Raw genomic sequence first — 22,359 nt, 5'->3', positions numbered from 1 at the left:
GTTCAACGGACTGCTTCAATAAACGCCTTCGCCCTGGGATCCCTGCATATAGGCAACGTTTAGCCGGAGCCAGGGGGTTGGTTGATGATCCGCAAAGAATAGATGTCCTGGTGACAGCATTACCTCGCACCGGTCAGCCAGCTCAGAAAGCGCCTCTGGCGTGATGGCGGCCGGTGGTTTGGCCCACACAAACATCCCCCCTGTCGGTTCGGTATAAACCTCCCAGTTTGCCTTTTTGAGAATACCTAGCGCCAACGCCATTTGATTGGCGAGCTTGGTGCGCAGCCGCTCGGTTAGCTTTCGATAACTGCCGTTCTGCAGCATGGTAGTGACCACTTGCTCCGCAAAGCGCGACGCAGAAATACTGGTCAGCATCTTAATATCAACCAAGCGCTTCACCAGAGAGGGTGGGGAGGCGATAAAGCCTACCCGCAGCGAAGAGGAAAGACTTTTTGAAAAGCTGCCAAGAGAGAGCACCCGGTTCAAACCGTCTAAGGCCGCTAGGCGAGTCGTCGGTGCGTGCTGAAAATCCGCGTAGATATCGTCCTCAATAATCTGAAAATCGTGCTGCTCGGCGAGCTGCAACACCCGGTGAGCCACCGCTGGGGTGAGGGTGCTGCCGGTGGGGTTATGAAACACGCTGTTAATATAAAAAAGCTTGGGTTGGTACTGCGCCAGTAACGCCACCAGGCGCTCGATATCTGGCCCATCTGCCAATCGCGGTACGCCAATCACGCGGATGTGTTGCAGGTGCAGTAGGCCGAACAGGTTGTAATAACCCGGTGATTCCACGAACACCACATCGCCCGGTTTAAGCAGCATTCTTACCAGCAAATCCAGCGAGTGGCTGCCACCGCCGGTCATCACAATCTGCTCGGCATTAGCGGTAATCGATAGGGGGCGCAGGCGTTCCTGGATCAAGCCGCGCAACTCCTCTGGCCCCTGGGGCGTGCTGTACTCGAAAATTCCCGAGCGGCTTTTACGCGCGACCTGGCGAATGGCGTGGGTCAGGTCATCGCCCTCGCGCCAGTGGCTGGGCAGCCAGCCGCAGCCCAGCTTAAGCGTGTGCTCGTTGGCACTGAAAAGCCCCCACAGGCCATTGGTGACCTCTTCCAATCCGCTCGTAGCTGCTGGTTGTGATACCAGTCCTGCCGCGCTATCCGCCACATAAAAACCTGAACCGGGCCGTGAGCGTACCAAACCGGCAGCCACCAAGCGCTCATAGGCGTCAATCACCGCGTTACGGCTAATGTGATGGGTCGCGACCAAGCGGCGAATAGAGGGTAAACGGCGGCCACCACCGGCACCGTGCGCTGCAATCCAGGTGCGAATACCGGCTTCAATCTGCTGTGCAATGGGCGTGGGGGCGTCGCGGTTAACCTTAAGCTTCATAGCTGACCCTGTGGCTCACAACTGTTCTCGAAAAAGGCGGAACAGTGTTTTGAAAGTGGTGGTTAAGTGTACCTTACCGGTGATCGGCAAGCGTGGGAGCTTAGTGGTTCAAATACTGGCTTATTTAGGATAACGCTATGAATCGCGCTTTAAATCGAACCATCACCCAACGTAGCGCTGTTGGCCTGGCCTTTGCGCTGTGCATGATTACCACGGCAGTTAATTTACAGGCGCGCTCTACGATGCACTGGCGGTGCGTGATGGCTGGGGGGTAGGGGCAACCACGTTCGCCTTTGCTTGCTATGTGGCGGGTGTCTTGCCGGTACTGCTGGGCTTAAATGGCTTGGCAGATCGGGTGGGGCGCAAGCCAATGATCATTGCTGCACTACTGTTAAGCCTGATGGCGACGGCGATGATCTTGATAGCTCCCAACCTGGTGGCACTAGGGGTTGCCCGCTTCCTGTTGGGTATTAGCATGGGATTAACGTCGGCAGTGGCGCCTGCGTATATGCAACTGCTCGTGGATGGGGATGATAATCGCCTCGCCACCAATTACGTGACGGCCAGCACCTCGCTTGGGTTTGGCCTGGGGGCAGCGGTCACCAGCTTGTTTCTTTTTCATACCCCCAGTGTGTCGCCGCCCAGCCTATGGGTTTACTTGGTCGCCGCGGTGCTGGCACTAGTGGTGGTCACCACACTGGAGGATAGCCCGCCGAGTGACACTAAGCGCTCGCTGCTGCGTCTGCCCAGCTATCCTCGGGGCGCTTTTGCCTTTGGGTTGGCTATTTTGCTGGCCTGGGCGACGGTGGGGTTAGTGATTGCGATACTCCCTTCCGCCCTGCAGCGACACGGTTTATCCGCCTGGAGCGGCTTCGCCACGTTCGGTATTTGCAGCTGTGGGGTGCTGTTTCAGCCCTGGGCAAGAAGGTTCACACCACGAAGTGCGACGCTACTGGGGCTGGTGATTTTGCCGATGGCCTATGCGCTGATCGCCTGGGGAGCCGTTCAAGGCTACCTGGCAGCGGTGCTGCTGGGCACGGTGGCTGCCAGCAGCGCCTGCTATGGGTTTATCTACCTGGGTGGGTTGAGTGGCGTGTTGGCAGCAGCCGGTGCCTCTGCGCCCCAGGCCAGCGCAGGCTACTTTTTGATGGCGTATGTTGGCTTCAGCCTCCCGGTGATCACGACCGGAATACTCATTGATGCAGTGGGGCATACCCTGGCGCTAACGCTGTTTGGTTTTGCGCTATTGGGCGGTGTGATTACGGCGTTCGCCTTGCTGCGCAGAGCGCTCACGTGATCGACGATCATTCAAGCTAACCTTTTTCGACCAGCAGCCCGCAAGAGGGCGCGGCCCAGCGGGTGTTGGCGGTAAACACCACGTCACACACCACCAGCGAATAGTAACGGCGCACTTCTTCATCGACCCGTGCGCGCAGCGCATCTTGGTGAACGATGGTTAGATCGGGTTCCTCTGGCAATACCACATGCACCATCACATACAGCAGGCGGCCAGGGCGAACCATGCGCACGCGTACCTCTTGCGTGTCAGTGCCCGCCAGGGCATTCGCAACGGCGCGGCGGACGGGTGCTGCGATGGCCTCTTCCGGGGTCTTGTTAAGCAGTTCCTGCAGCGCTTGTGAAGCCATGCGCACCGGCACGCCCAAACACAGTACCACCACCGCAATCACCAATACCGCATCCACGTAGGGCAGAATGGTCTGCCAGCCCAGGTGTTCAAACAGCATCACCAGACAAAACGCCGCGAGTACGGCAGCAGAAATGACGCTGTTGACTAGCCAGTTGAGTTTGTCTGCCGCCACCAGAGGGCTACTGACATGGCGCTGACTGCGGTGCATCACCCAGGCGGTAAGCGAGCAGGCCGCAGTGGCAAAAAGAGCGTAGATAACGGCAAGCCCAGCGGCAATGTCACGACCGCCTGTTAGTAGCGCAGCGACAGCATCCACCAGTGCAAAAATGGAAACACCTAAAATCAGCAGCCCTTTGCAAAGATTGACCAGCGACTCGAAGTAGCTATAGCCAAAAGGGTAGGATTCGCTATCCGGGCGGCTGGCAAGCTTGCTGACTTTAATGGTTACGAGGGCAACGCTGAAATAGATCAGATTAAATAGCCCATCCAACAGGATCGCTTGAGAGTTAGAGGCCAGCGTGGCCACGATGCCTGCACAGCCAATGAGCAGCGCCATAAAAGCGGAGAAGGCCAAGGTACTCGATTCTGTCTTCACGAACGTTTCTGCTCCAGTGTGCACACCGTATAAATAGCCGCTAAGCATAGCAATTTTGTTAGCAACTTATCGACGGCGCCGTGCCGATGTCTTCCATCCTGTTTTCTGACCAGACTGCCCAACGCCTGCTTTTGGACAGCACCGCCAGTTCTACTAACCTTAGAGCACGTTTATTTGATTCACGTTAAGCCAAACAGGAGGGTGAGACGATGCCAATGCTGAGCGTAGGAACGGAGCAGGGCACGCCGGTAGAGCTTTATTACGAAGTGCGTGGGGCAGGTAAGCCCGTGGTACTCATTCATGGCTGGCCACTCAGTGGCCGTTCATGGGAAAAACAGGTGCCAGCGCTGGTTGAGGCGGGTTATAAAGTCGTGACCTATGACCGCCGGGGATTTGGCTGGTCGACGCAGGCCGATGGCGGCTACGACTACGATACGCTCGCAACAGATCTTAAAAAATTGATCGACACGCTGGATCTACACGATGCCGCCCTGGTGGGCTTTTCTATGGGCGGCGGCGAAGTGGCCCGCTACCTCTCAAGCTACGGCACTGGCCGGGTGAGTAAAGCCGTGTTTGCCGCTGCTGTGCCGCCTTACCTGTATAAAGCTGATGATAACCCTGAAGGTGGCCTGGACGATGCGACGATCAATCAGTTCCTGGAGGGAGTCAAAGGTGACCGTATCGCCTTCCTGGAGGAGTTTACCAAGAACTTCTTTGCTGCCGGTGAACGCAGCGATTTAATCAGTGAACCAAATCGCCAGTATCATCGTGATATTGCCGCCTTTGCATCACCCCAAGCGACCTACGACTGCATCAAAGCCTTCAGCTACACCGATTTCCGCAAAGACTTGCCTAAGATCGATATTCCCACGCTAGTGCTGCACGGTGATGCAGACGGCATCGTGCCCTTTGAGGTCAGCGGCAAGCGGGCCCAGGAGCTACTGCCCAATGCCAAATCAGAAGTGATTAAAGGTGGGCCCCACGGCCTGAATGCTACACACGCTGAGGAGTTTAATCAGGCGCTGATTCAGTTTATGAATGATTAGGGGGTGGATGAATAAGCATCTGGATGAATAACGTTTGAGAGTTACCGCCTGCTAACGACAACGCCGCCCTGAAGGCGGTGTTGTCGTTTTATCGGGCTAAATAACCCCTTTACCCCTCAACCCACACCTCATCACCTTTAAATTCGATCTTCCAGGTGCGCAGTTTGACGCTTTCATCCTCCAGACACTGGCCATCTTCAAGACGGAAGTGCTGCTTGTAGATAGGCGAGGCGACTACTGGGGCGCCTTTAAGGTCGCCGACAATGCCTCGGGCGATTACGTTGGCGTTCGAGAAGGGGTCATGATGATCGAGAGCATAGAGTTCATCGCTCTGCCCTCGCAGCCCGGGCAAGTAGAAAATAGCGACCTGGGCGGGACCGTCGACGGTTTCCAACCAAGCGGCGACGCCGGAGAACGCGACTAGGTCGGCTTTGGTGCAGGCTTTTTGCCATGCCTTACTGTTTTGAACATCCGCCATATCCATCTCTTTTTTCAGTGCCGTTGCGGTCATGGGTTGCCTCTTCTATAGCTATTTAAAAGCGTCAGTGAGAAGTAGTCTGGGCTGGCCGTGGCTGGCCGCGTTCAGAGGTCATAATGATCGACGGATCTGGGCGGTCGTCGTTGACGAAGCTGCGGAAACGCTTGAGCTTTTCCGGGTCGCTAATGGCGTCTGCCCATTCGCACTGGTAGGTGTCCACCACGGTTTGCATCTGACGCTCTAGCTCGTCGTTGATACCCAGACTGTCTTCCAGAATCACCTCTTTGAGATACTCCAGGCCGCCCTCGAGATTTTCACGCCATACTGAGGTGCGCTGTAGCCGGTCGGCGGTGCGCACGTAAAACATCAAGAAGCGATCAATGGTGCGGTAGAGCTGCTCGTCGTCGAGATCCGTGGCGAACAGTTCGGCGTGGCGCGGGCGCATGCCGCCGTTACCGCACACGTAGAGGTTCCAGCCGTTTTCGGTGGCAATAATACCGATATCTTTGCTCTGTGCTTCTGCACATTCGCGGGTGCAACCGGAAACGCCGAATTTGATCTTGTGAGGGGAACGCAGGCCTTTGTATCGGTTCTCCAGCTGGATCGCCATGCCAACGCTGTCCTGTACGCCATAGCGGCACCAGGTGCTGCCCACACAAGATTTCACCGTGCGCAACGATTTACCGTAGGCGTGACCGGTCTCGAAGCCTGCCGCAATCAGCTCGCTCCAGATATCCGGCAGGTCTTCCAGTCGCGCTCCGAACAGGTCGATACGCTGGCCGCCAGTCACCTTGGAGTAGAGGCTATATTTGTTGGCCACTTCGCCCAGGGCGATCAGTTTGTCGGGCGTGATCTCACCACCGGCCACACGCGGTACCACCGAGTAGGTGCCGTTTTTCTGCATGTTGGCCATGAAGGTGTCGTTGGTATCCTGCAACGGGATATGCGCCGCATCGGTGATCGGCTCGTTAAAGCAGGAGGCCAGAATGGACGCCACGGCGGGTTTACAGATATCGCAGCCCAGACGGTGGGTGTCGGCGTTGCCGTGTTTTTCAATCAAGTCGGTGAAGGTTTTAATGCCCTCGACACGAACGATATCGTAAAGCCCCTGGCGGGTATGGGCGAAGTGCTCGCAAATCGATTTATCAACTTCCACGCCGCGGGCTTCCAGCTCGTGATCCACCACGCTTTTAAGCAGCGCGGTGCAGCCGCCACAGCCGGTGCTGGCCTTGGTGGCGCCTTTGACGCCACCAAGGTCTACCGCGCCGTCGTCAATGGTGGCGCAAATATCGCCCTTGGTGACGTTATGGCAAGAGCAGATAGTAGCGGTTTCCGGCAGTGCACCGGGGCCGAGTGTGGGCGCGGCGCCGCTGCTTTGCGGCAGAATCAGCGAGGCGGGTTCATCAGGCAGCTCAATACCGTTGGAGTAGTACTGCAGCAGCGTGTCGTAAACGCCGTTGTCGCCGACCAGCATGGCGCCCAGTAGTTTTTTACCATCGCTGGAGACTACCAGCTTGCGGTACTCCTGCTTGATGGGATCCAGGTAGCGAAACATCCGCGCGCCGGGGTTCTGGTTGCCGTGGGCATCGCCAATCGAGCCCACATCCACACCCAGCAGCTTGAGCTTGGTGCTCATGTCGGCGCCGCCAAACTGGATATCGCCTTCGGTTAGCGTCGACAGCGCCGTCTTGGCCATCTGGTAGCCCGGCGCCACCAAGCCGAAAATGCTCTGATTCCATAGCGCGACTTCGCCAATCGCCAGAATGGCTGGGTCGTTGGTCAGGCACTGGTTATCCACTACCACGCCGCCGCGTTCGCCAATCTCCAGGCCGCAGTCGCGAGCTAGCTGGTCGCGGGGGCGGATGCCCGCCGAGAACACAATCAGGTCAGTTTCCAACACCTTGTCGTCCTGGAAGACCATGCGGTGACGGCTCGCCTCGCCATCTTCTATACGCTGGGTGGCGCGCTCGGTGAGTACTTGTACGCCCAGGGCTTCGATTTTTTCGCGCAGCAGCTCGCCGCCTTCATTATCCACCTGCATCGGCATTAGGCGTGACGCGAACTCCACCACGGCGGTATCCAGGTTTAGGCCGCGCAGCGCATTCGCCGCTTCCAAACCGAGTAGTCCGCCGCCTACTACTACGCCAGTAGTCGCGTTTTCGGCGGCGGCTTGGATGGCGTCTAAATCGTCCAGGGTGCGGTACACCAGGCAGCCATCGCGGTCATTACCAGGAATCGGCGGCACAAAGGGGAAGGAGCCGGTGGCCAGCACCAGGCGGTTATACGGGTAACGGCCTTGGTCGGTGACCACTTCTTGCGCGTTGCGGTCGATTTCGATTACGGCCTCGCCAGTGCGCAGTTCCACGCCGCTTACGTCGTAGTAATCCGCTTCGCATAGCGCCAGCGAATCGGCATCGCGACCGCTGAAGTATTCGGACAGATGCACTCGGTCGTAGGCGCGGTGGCGCTCTTCGCCAAACACGGTGACTTGATAGCGCTCAAGGGCGCCGTTATCGACGAGCTGCTCGACCAAGTGATGGCCAACCATGCCGTTGCCGATAATGATGAGCTGTTCAGGAGTTGTCATGTTCTGAGTAACGTCGTTAATAACATTGTTAGTAACCATCGTTATGCCGCCTCTGAAGTAGGAAGATGAGAAGTGTCAGAATCGCCTTGGGCTGCCTGTAGGGCGTTAACGTCGGCGGCGCCAAAAAGCAGCGCCTGACGGCAGTTATTCAGATCGCTACCGGCTAGCGCTTGGTCGAAGTACCAAGGGCCTTGGCTGGTGTCGCCGTAAAGCACCGCGCCCTCTATCTGGCCGTCACGCAACAGCAGGCGGCGGTAGTCGCCGCGCTCAATATCGTGGTAGCTCAGCACTTCGTGCTCGACGCTGGCCTCGGTGGGGCCAAAGGCGTAGAGCGCCACGCCGCTGATTTTGAGTTTGGTGGCGCTGGGGGCATCCGTGTAGCCAAGGGTAGGCGTGCCACCTAGCCGGGCGGCGAGTACTTCCACCTGACGCCAGATCGGTTCCACCAAGCCATAAGTAGTGCCATCAAATTGGCAGCACTCGCCCAGCGCTGAGATAGCCGGGTCGCTGGTGATGAGAAATTCATCCACCACGATAGCGCGCTCGGTGGTCAGACCCGCTTGGTGGCCAAGTGCTGCGTTAGGCGTAATGCCCGCCGCGATAATGACGCTCGTGGCAGCCAGTTGGCGGCCATCATCAAGATGAATCTTGCTGACCTGTCCTTGGGCGTCGCCTTCTAGCCGCGCTAACTGGGCGCCGGTAATAACCTTCAAGCCGCGCTGGGCCAGTTCGTTTTCAAGCAGGTGTGAGGCGGTCGTATCCAGCTGGCGGTTCATTAGCCGTTCGCTGCGCTGGAGCACGCTGACGCTGATAGCGTTGCCGCGCTTGCGCAGCCCTTCGGCAGCTTCTAGGCCTAGCAGGCCGCCGCCAATCACGACTGCCTCACCACCACGTTGAGCGATGTCGGTCAGCGCATCAGCATCTTGCAAGTCACGAAAGCCGTGCACGCCCGCCAGCTCAATACCGGGAACATCGGGCATCGCTGGGCGCGATCCGGTAGCAAGCACCAGGTGGTCATAAGGCAGCGTGCGTCCGGTATTCGTTACCACGGTTTGGCGGTCGCGATGAAGGTTGTCGACCTTTTCGCCAAGAATCAGCGTGACACCCTGGTTCGCGTACCACTGAGCATCACGCAGAGTGAGTGCGTCCTGCTGCATTTCTCCGGCCAGCAGAGGCGAGAGCAGAATACGGTTATAAGCGGGGGTTGGCTCGGCGCCAATCACCGTGATGCGCTGAGGACGCGTGGGTAGTTTCACCAACGCCTCAATCAGGCGATGGCTGGCCATACCGTTGCCAATAATCACCAGATGGTCATTGTGTGAGCACCGGGAAGTGGTTTCCATGGGTGGCTCCTCTGTGTCTTTGCGGCTTCTTGAGCACCAAACAAAAAACGCCCCTGACGCACCTTCCTTTCCACAATGAGCAGAAAGAAGGAACATCAGGGGCGTCGTTGCCCGACAGCGTTGTTTAAAATCTATGCTTTAAACGCGCGACAACCGCCATTGGCTGCCAGCTGATTAAAAACCTTACCGTGTATAAAGCAAGGAGCTAGCCAACTGGCCTTTAATCATTATTTATTCAGCTACATCAGTTGTTTAGATGGTTAGAGTAGAGAGGCGGTACCCTTGCTGTTAGAGCAAGCTGCACAGCGATGGTGCGAAAAGGGAGGTGGCGTGCACTCTCACACGCCATTTAGCGTGGCCACAGTGCCACAAAGAGCATTGCGTGATGCTCTTTTATTTTTTAACTATTTGTTTTTAAGTAGTTAATTTTCAATAGGCCGGTTGTCGGCTTGGCTCTTGCAGCTATCAAGGCAATAAGTGAGTTAACAAGGGATAAGCGCTCATTGTTTGGCGATGGCAGCGAACAATTCCAAAGCCGTTAAAAAAACAACTAGCCGTTAGAAAATGTGTAGCTGTTAAAAATTTTGCAGTTGTTTGAAAAGAGTACTGCACCGAAGAAGGTGCGCTGTGGCAACGACGTCCAGCCCTTTTCTCTTAATGCGTTTACATAGCGCATTAGAGAACGGGACTGGGCGTTTTTTTGCTTGGCGCTAATGAGGAATCCGAGGAGTAGCTATGACTCAGGCCAAAACCACATGCCCCTACTGCGGCGTCGGCTGCGGCGTGACGGCGACCATTGAAGCAGGCACGCTAAGCGCTGTAGAAGGCGACCGTGAGCACCCTGCGAATTATGGTCGGCTGTGTGTCAAAGGTTCTGCGCTACATGAGACGTTGGGCGAGCAGGGCCGCCTGACGCATCCGCGTGTAGATGGCGTCGAGGTCTCCTGGGAGTCCGCACTGAGCACCACCGCTGAGCGTTTAAACGCTCAGCGGGCCGAGCATGGCAATCACAGCGTAGCGGCGTACCTGTCGGGGCAGCTCTTAACGGAAGATTACTATATGGCCAATAAGCTGTTTAAAGGCTTTTTGGGCACGCCTCATTTAGATACCAACTCGCGACTGTGCATGGCCTCCGCGGTCGTTGGTTATAAGCGTGCCTTCGGCGCGGATGCGGTGCCGTGCAACTACGAAGACTTGGAAGAGGCGGAGCTGGTCGTGCTGGTGGGCTCCAACTTGGCCTGGAACCATCCGGTGCTTTACCAACGCATTAAAGTCGCTAAAGAGCGCAACCCACTAATGCGCTTGGTCGTCATCGACCCGCGGGTGACCGATAGCTGTGAAATCGCTGACCTCTACCTGGGGATTAAGCCGGGCAGCGATGCTTACCTATTTAACGGCCTGCTGGCGTGGATGGCAAAGCGTCGCAAGCTCGATACGCTCTATCTTGAGCGTCACACCGAAGGCGTTGAAGAGGCCCTGGCGGCAGCGCAACAAACCGCTGGCTCGGTGGCGGAAGTAGCTGCTGCCTGCGATGTCGACCCCGAACGCCTGGAAACCTTCTACTACTGGTTTGCCAGCCAACTACATGTGGTCACGCTCTATTCCCAGGGCGTTAACCAATCCGCCAGCGGCACCGATAAATGCAACGCGATTATTAACTGCCATCTGGCGGGCGGAAAAATCGGTTTGCCGGGGGCAGGGCCGTTCTCGATTACTGGCCAACCCAATGCCATGGGCGGGCGCGAAGTAGGTGGGCTAGCCAACCAGCTAGCTGCGCACATGGATTACCATACCCCCGGTGCCCTTGATCTGGTCAGCCGTTTCTGGGCGACCGATAATCTCACACCCATCCTGCCGGAAGGGCCGGGTTATAAAGCGGTGGAACTGTTTGAAGCCATTGAGCGAGGCGAGATAAAAGCGCTCTGGGTGATGGCCACCAATCCCGCGATTAGCCTGCCCGATGCCGCGCGAGTACGCGCTGCGCTGGAAAAATGCCCGCTGGTGATTGTCTCTGAGTGTGCCGCCCATACTGATTTGCTGCCTTATGCAGATATCGTGCTGCCAGCCTCGGGGTGGTCAGAAAAAGATGGCACCGTGACCAACTCCGAGCGGCGCATCTCCCGCCAGCGGGGGATGCTGCCACCCCCAGGGGAAGCTCGCCATGATTGGTGGATCATCGCCGAAGTGGCCAAACGGCTGGGGTTTGCCGAGGCGTTTAACTACTCGCACCCCTGGGAAATATTTGATGAACACGCCCGGCTGTCTGGATTTGAAAATGGGCTAGCCGGCAGCCCGAAGCGGCTTTTCGATATCTCGGGCTTGGTGGGCCTGGGCCGGAAAGACTACGATGCCTTGGCGCCGGTTCAGTGGCCAGTGACTTCTCAAGCGCCGCAGGGAACCGCGCGCTTGTTTGAAAATGGCGAGTTCGCCACGGCCAATGGCCGTGCCAAACTGTTGGCGATTAAGCCACAGGGCCCTGTACAAGCGCTCAGCGCCGCCTATCCGCTGCGCTTAAACACAGGGCGAATCCGTGATCAGTGGCACACCATGACCCGTACTGCGCGCGCCCCGAGGCTGATGAATCACCGTGCGGAGCCGTTCATGGACGTGCATCCTGATGACGCTCAGGACGCCGGTGTGGTAGATCAAGGCTTGGCGGTACTAAGCGCCGCGAAGGGCGAGTTTCGGGCTCGAGTGCGGGTGTCCAATGCCCAGCGCCGCGGCGAGGTGTTTGTGCCCATCCACTGGACTGACTGTTTTACCCAGCAGGCCAGAAGTAGCGCGCTGATCGGCGGCATCACAGACCCGCTTTCAGGGCAGCCGGAATCAAAGCACGGCGCCGTGGCGTTGGGCCCGCTTGCCACTGAGTGGCAGGCCACTCTGCTGGTCGCTGATGGCGCCACTGAGTTGACGCCGTGGTGCATCAGTGCTTATTGGACACTTATACCCATGCGCGGCTGCCAGCGCTGGCAGCTTGCCCATACACAGTCGGTTAACGATTGGTTGGCGCAGTTGAAAGAGTGGCTGCCTGGGGAAGTAGCGGTGGTCAGCCAAGACCCCACTAACGGACGGCTGCGTGCCGCCTGTGTGGAAAATGGCAAGCTGCGCTGGTGGCTGATGGTTGGCCCACCCAAAGAGTTGCCAGGGCTGGCTTGGCTGGAAGCGCGTTTTAACGAGGCGGAGCTAAGCGATACCCACCGCCGCCGCTTATTAGCGGGCTGCGATGACGGCGCTGCTGATACTGGCCCGGTGGTGTGCAGCTGTCACCAGGTCGGCCAAACCACCATTGCCAACGCTATTCGTGCAGGCGATACCAGCGTAGAAGCGTTGGGCGCGAGACTTGCCTGCGGCACCCAATGCGGTAGCTGTATTCCTGAATTGAAATCACTGATTGAAGAGGAGCGGCCCAATGCGCGTACTAAGCAACCCATTGCTACTGAAGTGGTTTAACGCCTTTATGCGATTGTCGTCACCAGTGCGGTCATCGTTGGGTCGCAAATGTGACACTGATTTACGCCTGCCGCTGCATGGCGAGTGCCACGCCGGTCAGGTCTATCTGGTCGGTGCAGGCAGTGGTGATGCGGAGCTGTTAACCCTCAAGGCCGCTCGGCTGTTAATGCAGGCAGATGCCGTGGTGTATGACCGCTTGGTGGGCGATGACGTGCTGGCGCTGATTCCCAACGGCAGCGAGCGCTACTACGTGGGCAAAGCCCGCGGCCACCACAGCGTACCGCAAGCGGAAATCGGTGAGCTGATGGTAAAACTCGCCCGCGAAGGGAAATCGGTAGTGCGGCTTAAGGGCGGCGACCCGGCTGTGTTTGCGCGCATGGGCGAGGAACTGGATGCCCTGGCTGCCGCCCAGGTGACTGCCACTATTGTGCCGGGAATTACCGCGGCCTCTGCCGCCGCGGCCTGCATGGGTATCCCGCTCACCGATCGTGGCCATGCGCAGCAACTGCGCTTTGTTACCGCCCAGCTATGCCGCGAAGACGGCACGCCGGACTGGCAAGCACTGGCGCGCAAAGATGAAACCCTGGTGTTTTACATGGGGCTTTCCAAAGTGAGTGCAATTTGCCACGGCCTGCGTCAGGCGGGTCTGCCGGATGAGTGGCCCATCATGCTAGTTGCCAATGCCAGCCAGCCCGAACAGCAGTCGCTGGTGGGCTCGCTTGAGGATATGCCCGAAAAACTCGCTGCCCACCCTCTGCCATCTCCCTGCTTAATTGTGGTGGGCAGCGTGGTGCAAAGGGTCGCCACGTCGCCCGTCGAGCTAGCCGCCGTAAGTCGTTCCAGCGAAGGTGCTCGTTAGCCGATGGCAACGCTGACCATTTCGCTAGGCCAGCACTCAGATAAAGGGCGCAAACCAAGCAATCAGGATTTTTTTGGCGCTTACCTGCCCAATGAATCCCAGCGTGCCACCAAAGGCATTGCGATCGCGTTGGCGGATGGGATCAGCAGTAGCGAGGTGAGCCGAGAGGCAAGTGAAGCTGCGGTGGGCGGCTTTCTGACGGACTACTACGCCACCCCGGCCACCTGGGCGGTGAAAACCTCAGCCCAGCGTGTACTGCAAGCCACCAATGCATGGCTTTACGCCCAAACCCGGCAAAGCCAGTACCGCTACAACCTGGATCGCGGTTATGTATGTACCTTGAGCGCGATGGTGATCAAGTCCACTACTGCGCATCTATTTCATGTCGGCGATAGCCGCATCTACCAGCTGGCGGGCAACACGCTGGAGCCGTTGACCGAGGACCACCGCTTCTGGGCGTCACGGGAAGTGAGTCATTTAAGCCGCGCCATGGGCGCTGGTCAGCATCTGGAGCTGGATTATCGTGCGGTATCGATTAGTGCAGGCGATGTGTTTGTGCTCGCCACCGATGGGGTTTATGAGTGGCTGCCAGCGACCGAAATGGCGGCACTGATTCATGCCCACTGGAGCGATCTGGACGCCGCCGCCGAGGCGATGATTACCGTGGCAATCGAGAACGGTAGCGATGATAATCTGACGGTGCAGATTGTACGCATTGAGACGCTGCCCGACGGCCGTGCGGATGAGCTTTATGCAGCACTTGGTGCGCTACCCCAGCCGCCGGAGCTGCGCGCAGGAAGCGAGCTGGATGGCTATCGTATCGTGCGCCCACTGCATGCCAGTAGCCGCAGCCATGTCTTCTTGGCAGAAGAGATATCAAGCGGCCATAAAGTGGCGCTGAAGACCCTTTCCACCGAGCTAAGCCAAGACCCGGCAAGCATTGAGCGGTTTGTGCGCGAAGAGTGGATTGCCCGCCGAATCGACAATGCCCACGTGCTAAAAGCCCCCGCGCAAGAACGCCCTCGCCACTACCTTTATACGGTGCTGGCATATATCGAAGGGCACACCCTGACCCAATGGATGCGCGATCACCCCAACGCCGAGTTGACCAGCGTGCGCCCGATTGTCGAGCAGATTGCCAAAGGGCTGCGCGCCTTCCACCGTCTGGAAATGCTGCATCAGGATTTGCGCCCCGACAACGTCATGGTTGACCGCCACGGCACCGTGACGCTGATTGATTTTGGTGCAGCCAAGGTGGCCGGTATTGCCGAGGCAGCGGGCGAAGACCTGGCTGGCAGCGATATTTTAGGCACCGCCCAGTACACCGCGCCGGAGTATTTTCTGGGGGAGGGGGGATCTCCCCAGGCAGATCAATACTCCCTGGCCGTTATCACTTACCAACTGCTCACCGGAACGCTTCCCTATGGCACCGAGGTGGCCAAAACCCGCACTCGGGCGGCACAGCATAAACTTGCCTATCAATCAGCCCTCAGCGAAAACCGTGAACTGCCCGCCTGGGTGGATGAGGTACTTAAAAAAGCCTTGCATCCCAACCCTCACAAGCGCTATTCAGCGCTTTCGGAGTTTATCTTTGAGCTGCGCTCGCCAAGCCAGGAAATGCTTAAGCGCGCCCAGTTACCCCTGCTAGAACGTGACCCGGTACTGTTCTGGAAAGGTGTATCGCTGACGCTGGCGATAGTAGTTATCATTTTGTTATTACGTTGACGGCGCTGCTGTTGATCTGGAAACAACAGGCAATGGGGTTGAAGTGGGGCGGCTGCTACCCCATGTAGTTAACACGCTATCAATAGAAAAGGGCGTTAATGATGCAAAATGTAATGCCTAACCCCGGTTTCGGTACCTTTCGCCTGGAAGGCGAGACGCTCAAGCAGAGTATTCATGTGGCGCTTGAGGCGGGGTATCGGCACATCGATACCGCCCAGTTTTATGGTAACGAAGCGGATGTGGGAGCGGCGATTCGTGACAGCGACGTGCACCGCAGCGATATTTTTCTTACCACCAAAGTGTGATTTGACAACCTGGAACCGGCCACATTTAAAGCCAGCGTAGATGAGAGCCTTCAGAAGCTGGGCACAGGTTACGTTGATTTGTTATTGATTCACTGGCCCTCGCCCAACGATGAAGTGCCGATGGCGGATTATTTAACGGCGCTTAAAGAAGTCAAAGCAGAAGGTAAGGCGTGCCATATTGGTATTTCCAATTTCACCTGCGAACAGGTAGACGAAGCGATTAGTATTTTGGGCAAAGGAGAAATTCTGACCAATCAGATTGAGGTTCACCCTTTCCTTCAGAACCGTAAACTGGTGGAGCATTGCGAGCATCAAGGTATTCAGGTCACCGCCTTTATGCCGCTGGCAGTGGGTAAGGTAATGGAAGACCCGACGCTTCAGAAAATTGCCGACGCCCATGGCGTAACACCTACGCAAATTACCTTGGCCTGGGTAAACCAGCGCAATATGATCACTATTCCGTCTTCCACCAAGGCGCGGAATATTCAAAGCAATATCGCTGCCTTTGATTTAGTGCTAAGCGACAGTGAAATGGCCGATATTGCCATGTTGGATCGCCAAGAGCGTATTGCTAACCCGGATTTCGCGCCCGCTTGGGATGAGTAAACTGATTGAATAAGTAACTCGGAATAGGCAAAACGTGGAACGCTAAAAATTAATAGCTGTCTTAACGGATGCTTGCCATTGGCAGGCATCCTTAAATTAGCGGAGAACATGATGAAACAGCGCAAGATTCAAGATAACGCGTTAAAAGCGCAGCTAAGAACGCCGATGTTTAAAATGCAGCAGCAAACCCCTAAAAAGGGTAAAGGGAGTTACACACGTAAAGGGCGTACCACTAATACAGGCGCTAAGCAGGGATATAGCCAAGCCGCTTGAGCCAAGTTTCTTGTATTGGTCGATTTGGCTATATCTCTGCCATTTTCTCTGACGATAAGACGCCCCAGTCACTCCCTGTGACCGGGGCGACGGCTACGCCAAACTACTCCCGCAATGTGGACACGTTTCATAAGCATCGCGAGTTTCAATCTGATGGCGTTGGTTGAACTGACTTGCCTCCTCTATACTGTGAATAGATACCAATTGGCCCTGCTCCCAGCGTAGGCCGATATCCTTTAGTACATGAGGGTCGTGTAAGCGCGGGTCTTCGTAAAGTCGCTGCTGAGTACGATAATGGTTAAAAGCATTAACCAGTTTGCGAATGATTGTTGCCATTGTCATGGGGTCGGTCTCCTTGGTTAGGAGGCCGGGCAACATCGCGGTCAGGAAGCATCAAAAGTAACGATAAAACACATGGCCGCGACACCTGCCGCGGCCAATTTTCTCAATACATCTCTGGCGCGCGATGACAATAAGCTGGTACCGCATTATTAATAATGCGATGCAGTTTATTCATTCGTGTAACGCGGATTTGCCAGCGCATGAGAAGGTCTCGTTAAAAGAAAAGAGCTACCTTAAAATGGTAGCTCTTTTCTTTTAACCGATGCTTATATGTGCGTCAACAGTAAAGTTAACGATAACCTTTCGCCTGAAGCTTAAATAGCTTTGCATAACGCCCATTGGCTTCCAGTAGTGCTTCATGGGTGCCACGTTCAATAATATGGCCCTGGTCGATTACCAAGATGAGGTCGGCGCTGCGTACCGTGGAGAATCGATGCGAGATCAGTATCGCCATTTTATCGCGGCTGTGCTCACGGAAGCGGGCAAAAACGTCGGCTTCTGCGGCGGCGTCCATTGCTGCTGTAGGTTCATCGAGCACGATGATGTCGGCGTTTTCACGCATATAGGCACGGGAGAGGGCAATCTTCTGCCACTGACCGCCGGAGAGCTCTTGGCCATTTTTAAACCAGCGGCCCAGTTGGGTTTTGTAGCCATTCCCCATGCGGGTAATAAAGTCGTCCGCCATGCCGTGCCGTGCGGCTTGCTTCCAGCGCTGCTCATCGTCAAAGGCATGGGTGTCGCCGACGCCAAGGTTCTCACCCACCTGTAGCTGATAGCGCACGAAGTCCTGAAAGATCACCCCGGTACGCTCACGCAGTGCTTGAGCGCTCCAGTCACGTAGATCACTACCGTCTAATAGAATGCGGCCTTGAGTAGGCTGGTAGAGCCGCGTCAAAAGTTTGATCAGCGTGGTCTTGCCAGAGCCGTTTTCACCCACCAACGCCAAGCTCTGCCCAGGGGAGAGGTGCAGCGAAATATTGTGTAGAACCGGATATTGGAGAACAGAATCGCTGCCAGGATAAGAGAAACTGACATTTTCAAAGCGCAGCCCATCTCCAGGCAGTGCACCCTGGGTTAGGGTACCTGCATCGGCCTCAACCGGCTGCTCCAGGTACTCATAAAGATTGGAAAGGTAGAGATTGTCTTCATACATACCACTAATGGCAGTCAGGCTGGCGGAAAGTGCCGCTTGGCCTTGCTTAAAGACCATCAAATACATGGTCATTTGACCCAGGGTAAGTGCTCCGGCAATCGTTTCAATCACTACCCAGCCATAGGCTAAATAAAACGTTAGGGTGCCGAGCAAGCCGAGCAGAAATCCCCAGCTTTCCCGGCGAAGGGTTAAACGACGATCTTCTGCAAACAGTTGGGTAAAAATATCGCGGTAGCGTTTAAGAAATAACCCTTCAAGACCAAACAGTTTGACCTCTTTAATGCTGTCTTCCCGTGCAAGTACCGTCTCTAAATAAATCTGCATACGGGTTTGCGGTGAGCGCCAGCGGAACAGGCGAAAAGCATCACCCGAGAACTTGGCCTCCGATACAAATACTGGCAGCGCGCCAGCTACCAGGATCAGCAGTGCCCAAGGAGAGAACTGCACCAGCAATACCCCAAAACTACCCAGTGAGATCGCATTTTGCAGCAGCCCAAAGGTTTTATTCACCAGCGCAAGTGGGCGCGTAGAGGCCTCACGCCGTGCACGCGTGAGCTGGTCGTAAAGCTCAGAGTCTTCGAATTGACTGAGTGACAGCGTGCCCGCTTTTTCCAGGATCATCACATTGACCTTCTGACCCAGCAGCGCTCTTAACAGCGACTGCTGGGCCGAAAGGCCGCGCTGGGCCAACGCGATTAAGCCAATGATCAGGGCTTCAAACCCCACCAGTTTCAACACCGGCGTGATAGAAACCAGCAAATTGGGATCGTTGGCTTCGCGGTGTGTCTCCATAGCATTTACCACGCCATCGACAATTAACTGCCCGACCCAGGCCGCCACCGCGGGCAGTACCCCCGCCACTAAGGTGCAAAGGGCTAAGCCCAGCATCATCCAGCGAGAGGTTTCCCATACTAAACCAAGCGCGCGTCGGCTATAGCGGAATACGCCAAAAAAACCGCTTAACGGTGAGGAGGAAGTAGATTCAGAAGGTGGTGGTGACATAGTTAGACTGGCAAAACACCGAGTAAAAAAGGAGTGCCATGATGCGGTGGTTAAGCGTGGATAGCCAGCTCAACCGCCGGTTGCCTTCAACGGCAACGCGGCGGAGAGGGAATTACCAGTATGGATAATTATCAGGACAGCGATTTACCAGGGCAGCACTGCCCCGTCGGTGCGCGGCTCGGTGCCGCCTTGCAGTACGCCCGTTTCAGGGTCGCGTAAAATGATTTGACCTCGGCCAAAGCTAATAGAGTCAGCAACTTTGACGATGTCGTGGCCACGGCGGGCGAGGGCCAGCGCTAGGTGATTGGGAAAATCGGCTTCCACTTCGATGGTTTTGCCTTTGGTCCACTTCCAGCGGGGCATATCGAGGGCTGCTTGGGGGTTAAGCTGATCTTCTAGCATCGCCGTTACTACCTGCACATGACCTTGCGGCTGCATATAGCCGCCCATCACGCCAAACGGCCCAACGGCTTGATTATTTTTGGTGATAAACCCGGGGATAATGGTGTGATAGGTGCGTTTGCCGGGCGCCAAAGCATTAGGGTGCTGTGGGTCGAGGGAGAACGACCAGCCACGGTTTTGCAGGCTGATGCCAGTGCCGGGAACGACCATGCCTGAGCCAAAGCCTTTAAAGTTACTTTGGATCAGTGACACCATATTGCCATCGCTGTCAGCCGTTGCCAGATACACCGTGCCGCCCTGAATCGGGTTGCCGTGTACTGGGTCAACTGCCTGTTCGCCAATCAGTGCAGCACGGGACTTCAAATAGTCGTCGGCCAGCATCTGATCAATGGTGGGGCGCATAGCATCCAGGTCGGTAACATGTGCGAAGCCATCGACATAGGCTAGTTTGGTGGCTTCAATACGACGGTGCAGCGTTTCCACCGGATCGCGTCCTTCTTCGCCTAAGTGCTCCAGCATACCCAGCGCTTGAAGTACGATCATGCCGCTGCCGTTGGGCGGTATCTCCCAAATATCATGCCCTTTGTAGCGAACGCTAATCGGGTCGACCCACTCCGGCTGGTAAGCTGCCAAGTCTTCTTTGCGCAACAGGCCGCCGTGTTCGCGGGAAAAGGCGTCGATAGCCTCGGCCAGTTCGCCTTCATAAAATGCCTTGCCGTGGGTGTCGGCAATCGCTTTTAGGCTTTTAGCATGGCCTTCCGAGCGCCACAGCTCGCCAGCTTCCGGTGCCCGACCTTCGGGGGCAAACGTATCAAACCAAGGTTTGAAAGAAGCCTCGCTATAGGCTGAATAGTTGGTGAAGGCGTCCTTCCACATTTGATGAATAACGGGAGAGACGGGGAAGCCTTCTTCTGCCAGCGCAATGGCAGGGGCTAGCAACTCTGCAAACGGCAGCTTGCCAAAGCGCTCAGACAGAGCTGCCCACGCAGCAGGAGCGCCGGGTACCGTAACGGGCAGCATGCCGTGGTTTGGCACGGTGTCATGGCCGAGTGCTTTCAGTGCTTCAATGGTAGCCTTTTGCGGGGCGGGGCCACTGGCATTGAGGCCATGCAGTTTGCCGTCGACCCAGACAATAGCAAAGGCGTCGCTTCCTATCCCATTCGACGTGGGTTCCACTACCGTTAATGCAGCAGCGGCGGCAATCGCGGCGTCAATCGCATTACCGCCTTGCTGCAGAATGCTAATACCCACCTGCGCCGCTAATGGTTGAGAAGTAGCGACCATGCCGCGTTTGCCAAATGTGGCCATTCGGCGCGAGGCGCTGGGGTAGTAGAGTGCATCTTGTTGCATACCAGTTTCCTTTTAAGCAGTGCTGTTGATCTAAATTATTTGAATATCAAATGTTTTCGCGCAGAGCGGCATTCTTTAAGCGCTGGATCTTACGATCCTGATAGAGCGAAAACAGAATGGATGCGACGGCTAACGCCAAGAAAAGCGCAGAGAGTGGTCGGGTTAAAAAGGTCATCCAGCTTTCATTAAGCTCAAGGGCGCGAAATAGCTGGCGTTCAAGATTGTCGCCGAGCACTACACCTAGTATTAGCGGCGTCAGCGGCACTTCCGCTTTCCAAAGCAGGTAGCCAATGATCCCGAAGATAAACAGCACCCAAATATCAAATAGATTGTTATTCAGGGCGTAAGCGCCAATGGCACACAGCATCAACACAACGGGAACGAGGATTTGTTGGGGGATCAGCGATATCTTGGCGAACCAGCGTACTAGCAGCAGGTTGCAAAGCACCATGACCACCGCGCCGATCAGCAGGCTGGCATAAATAGCGCCAACCAATACCGGGTTTTGCTCAAACATCATGGGACCCGGCGTAATACCGTGCAGAATCAGTACACCCATCATGATCGCCATGGGCAAATCGCCCGGTATCCCCAGTGCAAGCGTTGGCACGAACGCACCACCTGCTACCGCGCTATTGGAGGCTTCAGAAGCCACAATGCCGCTGGGGGTGCCGGTGCCAAACTCTTCTGGATGACGAGAAAATTTCTTGGCTTGGTCGTAACTCAAAAAGTTAGCGACGGTGCCACCCGTGCCAGGAAGAGCGCCCACCAAGCTGCCAATTAAAGAAGAGCGCAGCGTGTTCAGCTTTTGCCCCGCCATATCCTTGAGTATTTGGCCGTAGGGAATCGTGACATTGGTATCGATTTTCTTGGCTTCGCTTTTCTCGTCCTTAAGCTTCTCGATATTGCCAAGCAGCTGGGAGAAGGCAAATATGCCGATCATCACGGGGAGAATTTCAAACCCAGAACCCATTGCCGGCAGGCCAAAGTCAAAGCGCAGATTACTGTTGCGGTCATAACCAACGGTTGTGATTAAAAGCCCCAAAGCCGCAGCCATCAGGCCTTTGAGTAGAGCGCCGCTGGAAAGCCCTGCCACAAGTGTCAGTGCGAAAACGATCAACGCAGTGATTTCCCAAGGGCGGAAGTTCATGCTGAAGCTGGCAATTAACGGGCCGAAGAATACCAGTACCGCCACGCTGATGATGGTGCCTAAAAAGGATGAAGCGACGCCAATGCCCAGGGCACGGCCAGGTTCGCCTTTCTGTGCCATCGGGTAGCCGTCATAGACGGTAGTAATAGAAGAGGGTGTACCGGGTATGCCCAGCATAACGCCAGACACAATGCCGCCTGAGTAACCCCCTACAAACACACCGACCATCAATGAAACGCCGCTTACCGGGTCCATGGCAAACGTGAATGGGAAGACCACTAAAATGGCCATGGTGACGGTAAAACCAGGAATACTACCGCCCACAATCCCAAACAGTACGCCAATAACGATCAGGCCCAGGACCGATGGTGTGCCGACCTCAGCGAGCGCTTGGAGGAAAAAGTTCGTCATTATTTACTCCAGGTTAAGGCAGCCAAACATTCAGGCCATAGCGGAAAACGACAAATATCACGATAGCCAAGGTGAAGCTGAGCGTGAGATTGATCATCCATTTACGTCGCGTATTGATCCCCATTAGGGTCTGTTGACGTTTCACATGGGCAGCCATAAACAACCACAAGCTAAGGCCACCATGCTTTCGTAGTTTCGCTTGAGCTTGTCGTAACGCGTCGCTATGGCGCGATACGGCTTCA

At 56.1% G+C, this 22,359-nt stretch carries 13 protein-coding genes and 4 pseudogenes; 7 read left to right on the top strand and 10 right to left on the bottom strand.

Going from position 1 to position 22,359, the window contains the following annotated elements:
- Window positions 1–2: 2 nt before the first annotated feature.
- Window positions 3–1,392, bottom strand: a pseudogene (locus HUO07_RS19720) (aminotransferase-like domain-containing protein).
- A 137-nt stretch (window positions 1,393–1,529) separates the two neighbouring features.
- Here HUO07_RS19720 and HUO07_RS19715 point away from each other — a divergent pair.
- A pseudogene (locus tag HUO07_RS19715) lies at window positions 1,530–2,689 on the top strand (MFS transporter).
- A 16-nt stretch (window positions 2,690–2,705) separates the two neighbouring features.
- Here HUO07_RS19715 and HUO07_RS19710 read toward each other — a convergent pair.
- Complete coding sequence (locus HUO07_RS19710) at window positions 2,706–3,635, bottom strand: cation diffusion facilitator family transporter (protein ID WP_176304912.1); 930 nt, start codon at window positions 3,633–3,635, stop codon at window positions 2,706–2,708.
- 209 nt (window positions 3,636–3,844) lie between these two features.
- Here HUO07_RS19710 and HUO07_RS19705 point away from each other — a divergent pair, with 209 nt between their 5' ends.
- Window positions 3,845–4,681, top strand: coding sequence for an alpha/beta fold hydrolase (locus HUO07_RS19705; RefSeq protein WP_176304911.1), 837 nt, complete (start codon window positions 3,845–3,847; stop codon window positions 4,679–4,681).
- 109 nt (window positions 4,682–4,790) lie between these two features.
- On the opposite strand, the gene nirD is transcribed toward HUO07_RS19705, so the two are convergent.
- From nirD to HUO07_RS19690, 3 genes are read right to left on the bottom strand one after another with little or no spacing between them, the layout of a single operon-like run.
- Window positions 4,791–5,192 (bottom strand): nitrite reductase small subunit NirD, encoded by a 402-nt coding sequence (nirD, locus tag HUO07_RS19700; RefSeq protein ID WP_176304910.1) that lies wholly within the window; start codon window positions 5,190–5,192, stop codon window positions 4,791–4,793.
- Between the two features lie 31 nt (window positions 5,193–5,223).
- Window positions 5,224–7,746 carry a nitrite reductase large subunit NirB gene (gene nirB / locus HUO07_RS19695; protein WP_176304919.1) on the bottom strand — a complete coding sequence of 841 codons (2,523 nt, stop codon included), beginning with the start codon at window positions 7,744–7,746 and terminating at the stop codon, window positions 5,224–5,226.
- A 41-nt stretch (window positions 7,747–7,787) separates the two neighbouring features.
- Window positions 7,788–9,089 (bottom strand): NAD(P)/FAD-dependent oxidoreductase, encoded by a 1,302-nt coding sequence (locus tag HUO07_RS19690; RefSeq protein ID WP_176304909.1) that lies wholly within the window; start codon window positions 9,087–9,089, stop codon window positions 7,788–7,790.
- A 735-nt stretch (window positions 9,090–9,824) separates the two neighbouring features.
- On the opposite strand from HUO07_RS19690, the gene HUO07_RS19685 reads away from it, so the two are divergent.
- From HUO07_RS19685 to arfA, 5 genes and pseudogenes are all read left to right on the top strand, one after another.
- Window positions 9,825–12,539 (top strand): nitrate reductase, encoded by a 2,715-nt coding sequence (locus HUO07_RS19685; protein WP_176304908.1) that lies wholly within the window; start codon window positions 9,825–9,827, stop codon window positions 12,537–12,539.
- A complete protein-coding gene (gene cobA, locus HUO07_RS19680) occupies window positions 12,499–13,398 on the top strand; it encodes a uroporphyrinogen-III C-methyltransferase (RefSeq protein ID WP_176304907.1) in 900 nt (299 codons plus the stop codon). The genes HUO07_RS19685 and cobA overlap by 41 nt, the downstream gene beginning before the upstream one ends.
- Before the next feature lie 3 nt (window positions 13,399–13,401).
- Entirely contained in the window at window positions 13,402–15,123 is a 1,722-nt protein-coding gene (locus HUO07_RS19675; protein WP_176304906.1) for a bifunctional protein-serine/threonine kinase/phosphatase, read from the top strand.
- Between the two features lie 101 nt (window positions 15,124–15,224).
- A pseudogene (gene dkgB / locus HUO07_RS19670) lies at window positions 15,225–16,034 on the top strand (2,5-didehydrogluconate reductase DkgB).
- Window positions 16,035–16,112: 78 nt separating this feature from the next.
- Window positions 16,113–16,307 (top strand): alternative ribosome rescue factor ArfA, encoded by a 195-nt coding sequence (gene arfA, locus HUO07_RS19665; protein WP_246286880.1) that lies wholly within the window; start codon window positions 16,113–16,115, stop codon window positions 16,305–16,307.
- A gap of 93 nt (window positions 16,308–16,400) precedes the next feature.
- Here the strand turns inward: arfA and HUO07_RS19660 are convergent, their stop codons facing one another.
- The 5 genes and pseudogenes from HUO07_RS19660 to HUO07_RS19640 all read right to left on the bottom strand — a co-directional run.
- Window positions 16,401–16,649 (bottom strand): hypothetical protein, encoded by a 249-nt coding sequence (locus HUO07_RS19660; RefSeq protein WP_246286878.1) that lies wholly within the window; start codon window positions 16,647–16,649, stop codon window positions 16,401–16,403.
- A gap of 289 nt (window positions 16,650–16,938) precedes the next feature.
- Window positions 16,939–18,804 (bottom strand): ABC transporter ATP-binding protein, encoded by a 1,866-nt coding sequence (locus HUO07_RS19655; protein WP_176304904.1) that lies wholly within the window; start codon window positions 18,802–18,804, stop codon window positions 16,939–16,941.
- A 144-nt stretch (window positions 18,805–18,948) separates the two neighbouring features.
- The gene (locus HUO07_RS19650) at window positions 18,949–20,556 is read right to left on the bottom strand and encodes a gamma-glutamyltransferase family protein (protein ID WP_176304903.1); all 1,608 of its coding nucleotides are present in this window, start codon (window positions 20,554–20,556) and stop codon (window positions 18,949–18,951) included.
- Window positions 20,557–20,602: 46 nt separating this feature from the next.
- Window positions 20,603–22,117 carry a tripartite tricarboxylate transporter permease gene (locus HUO07_RS19645; RefSeq protein ID WP_176304902.1) on the bottom strand — a complete coding sequence of 505 codons (1,515 nt, stop codon included), beginning with the start codon at window positions 22,115–22,117 and terminating at the stop codon, window positions 20,603–20,605.
- Between the two features lie 141 nt (window positions 22,118–22,258).
- Window positions 22,259–22,359 (bottom strand): annotated as a pseudogene (locus tag HUO07_RS19640) (IS5/IS1182 family transposase); the annotation flags it as partial.

The organism is Vreelandella maris (genome assembly GCF_013371085.1).
GTDB classification, from domain to species: Bacteria; Pseudomonadota; Gammaproteobacteria; order Pseudomonadales; family Halomonadaceae; genus Vreelandella; species Vreelandella maris.
Note: the sequence above shows the minus strand (reverse complement) of the source record. Positions and strands in the feature narration are given on the sequence as shown.

What these genes read in the sequence shown, in the direction of transcription:
- HUO07_RS19705 (WP_176304911.1), top strand. Translation starts at nt 3,845, where the DNA reads ATGCCAATGCTGAGCGTAGGAACGGAGCAGGGCACGCCGGTAGAGCTT.
- nirD (WP_176304910.1), bottom strand. Translation starts at nt 5,192, where the DNA reads ATGACCGCAACGGCACTGAAAAAAGAGATGGATATGGCGGATGTTCAA.
- nirB (WP_176304919.1), bottom strand. Translation starts at nt 7,746, where the DNA reads ATGACAACTCCTGAACAGCTCATCATTATCGGCAACGGCATGGTTGGC.
- HUO07_RS19690 (WP_176304909.1), bottom strand. Translation starts at nt 9,089, where the DNA reads ATGGAAACCACTTCCCGGTGCTCACACAATGACCATCTGGTGATTATT.
- HUO07_RS19685 (WP_176304908.1), top strand. Translation starts at nt 9,825, where the DNA reads ATGACTCAGGCCAAAACCACATGCCCCTACTGCGGCGTCGGCTGCGGC.
- cobA (WP_176304907.1), top strand. Translation starts at nt 12,499, where the DNA reads ATGCGCGTACTAAGCAACCCATTGCTACTGAAGTGGTTTAACGCCTTT.
- HUO07_RS19675 (WP_176304906.1), top strand. Translation starts at nt 13,402, where the DNA reads ATGGCAACGCTGACCATTTCGCTAGGCCAGCACTCAGATAAAGGGCGC.
- HUO07_RS19660 (WP_246286878.1), bottom strand. Translation starts at nt 16,649, where the DNA reads ATGACAATGGCAACAATCATTCGCAAACTGGTTAATGCTTTTAACCAT.
- HUO07_RS19655 (WP_176304904.1), bottom strand. Translation starts at nt 18,804, where the DNA reads ATGTCACCACCACCTTCTGAATCTACTTCCTCCTCACCGTTAAGCGGT.
- HUO07_RS19650 (WP_176304903.1), bottom strand. Translation starts at nt 20,556, where the DNA reads ATGCAACAAGATGCACTCTACTACCCCAGCGCCTCGCGCCGAATGGCC.
- HUO07_RS19645 (WP_176304902.1), bottom strand. Translation starts at nt 22,117, where the DNA reads ATGACGAACTTTTTCCTCCAAGCGCTCGCTGAGGTCGGCACACCATCG.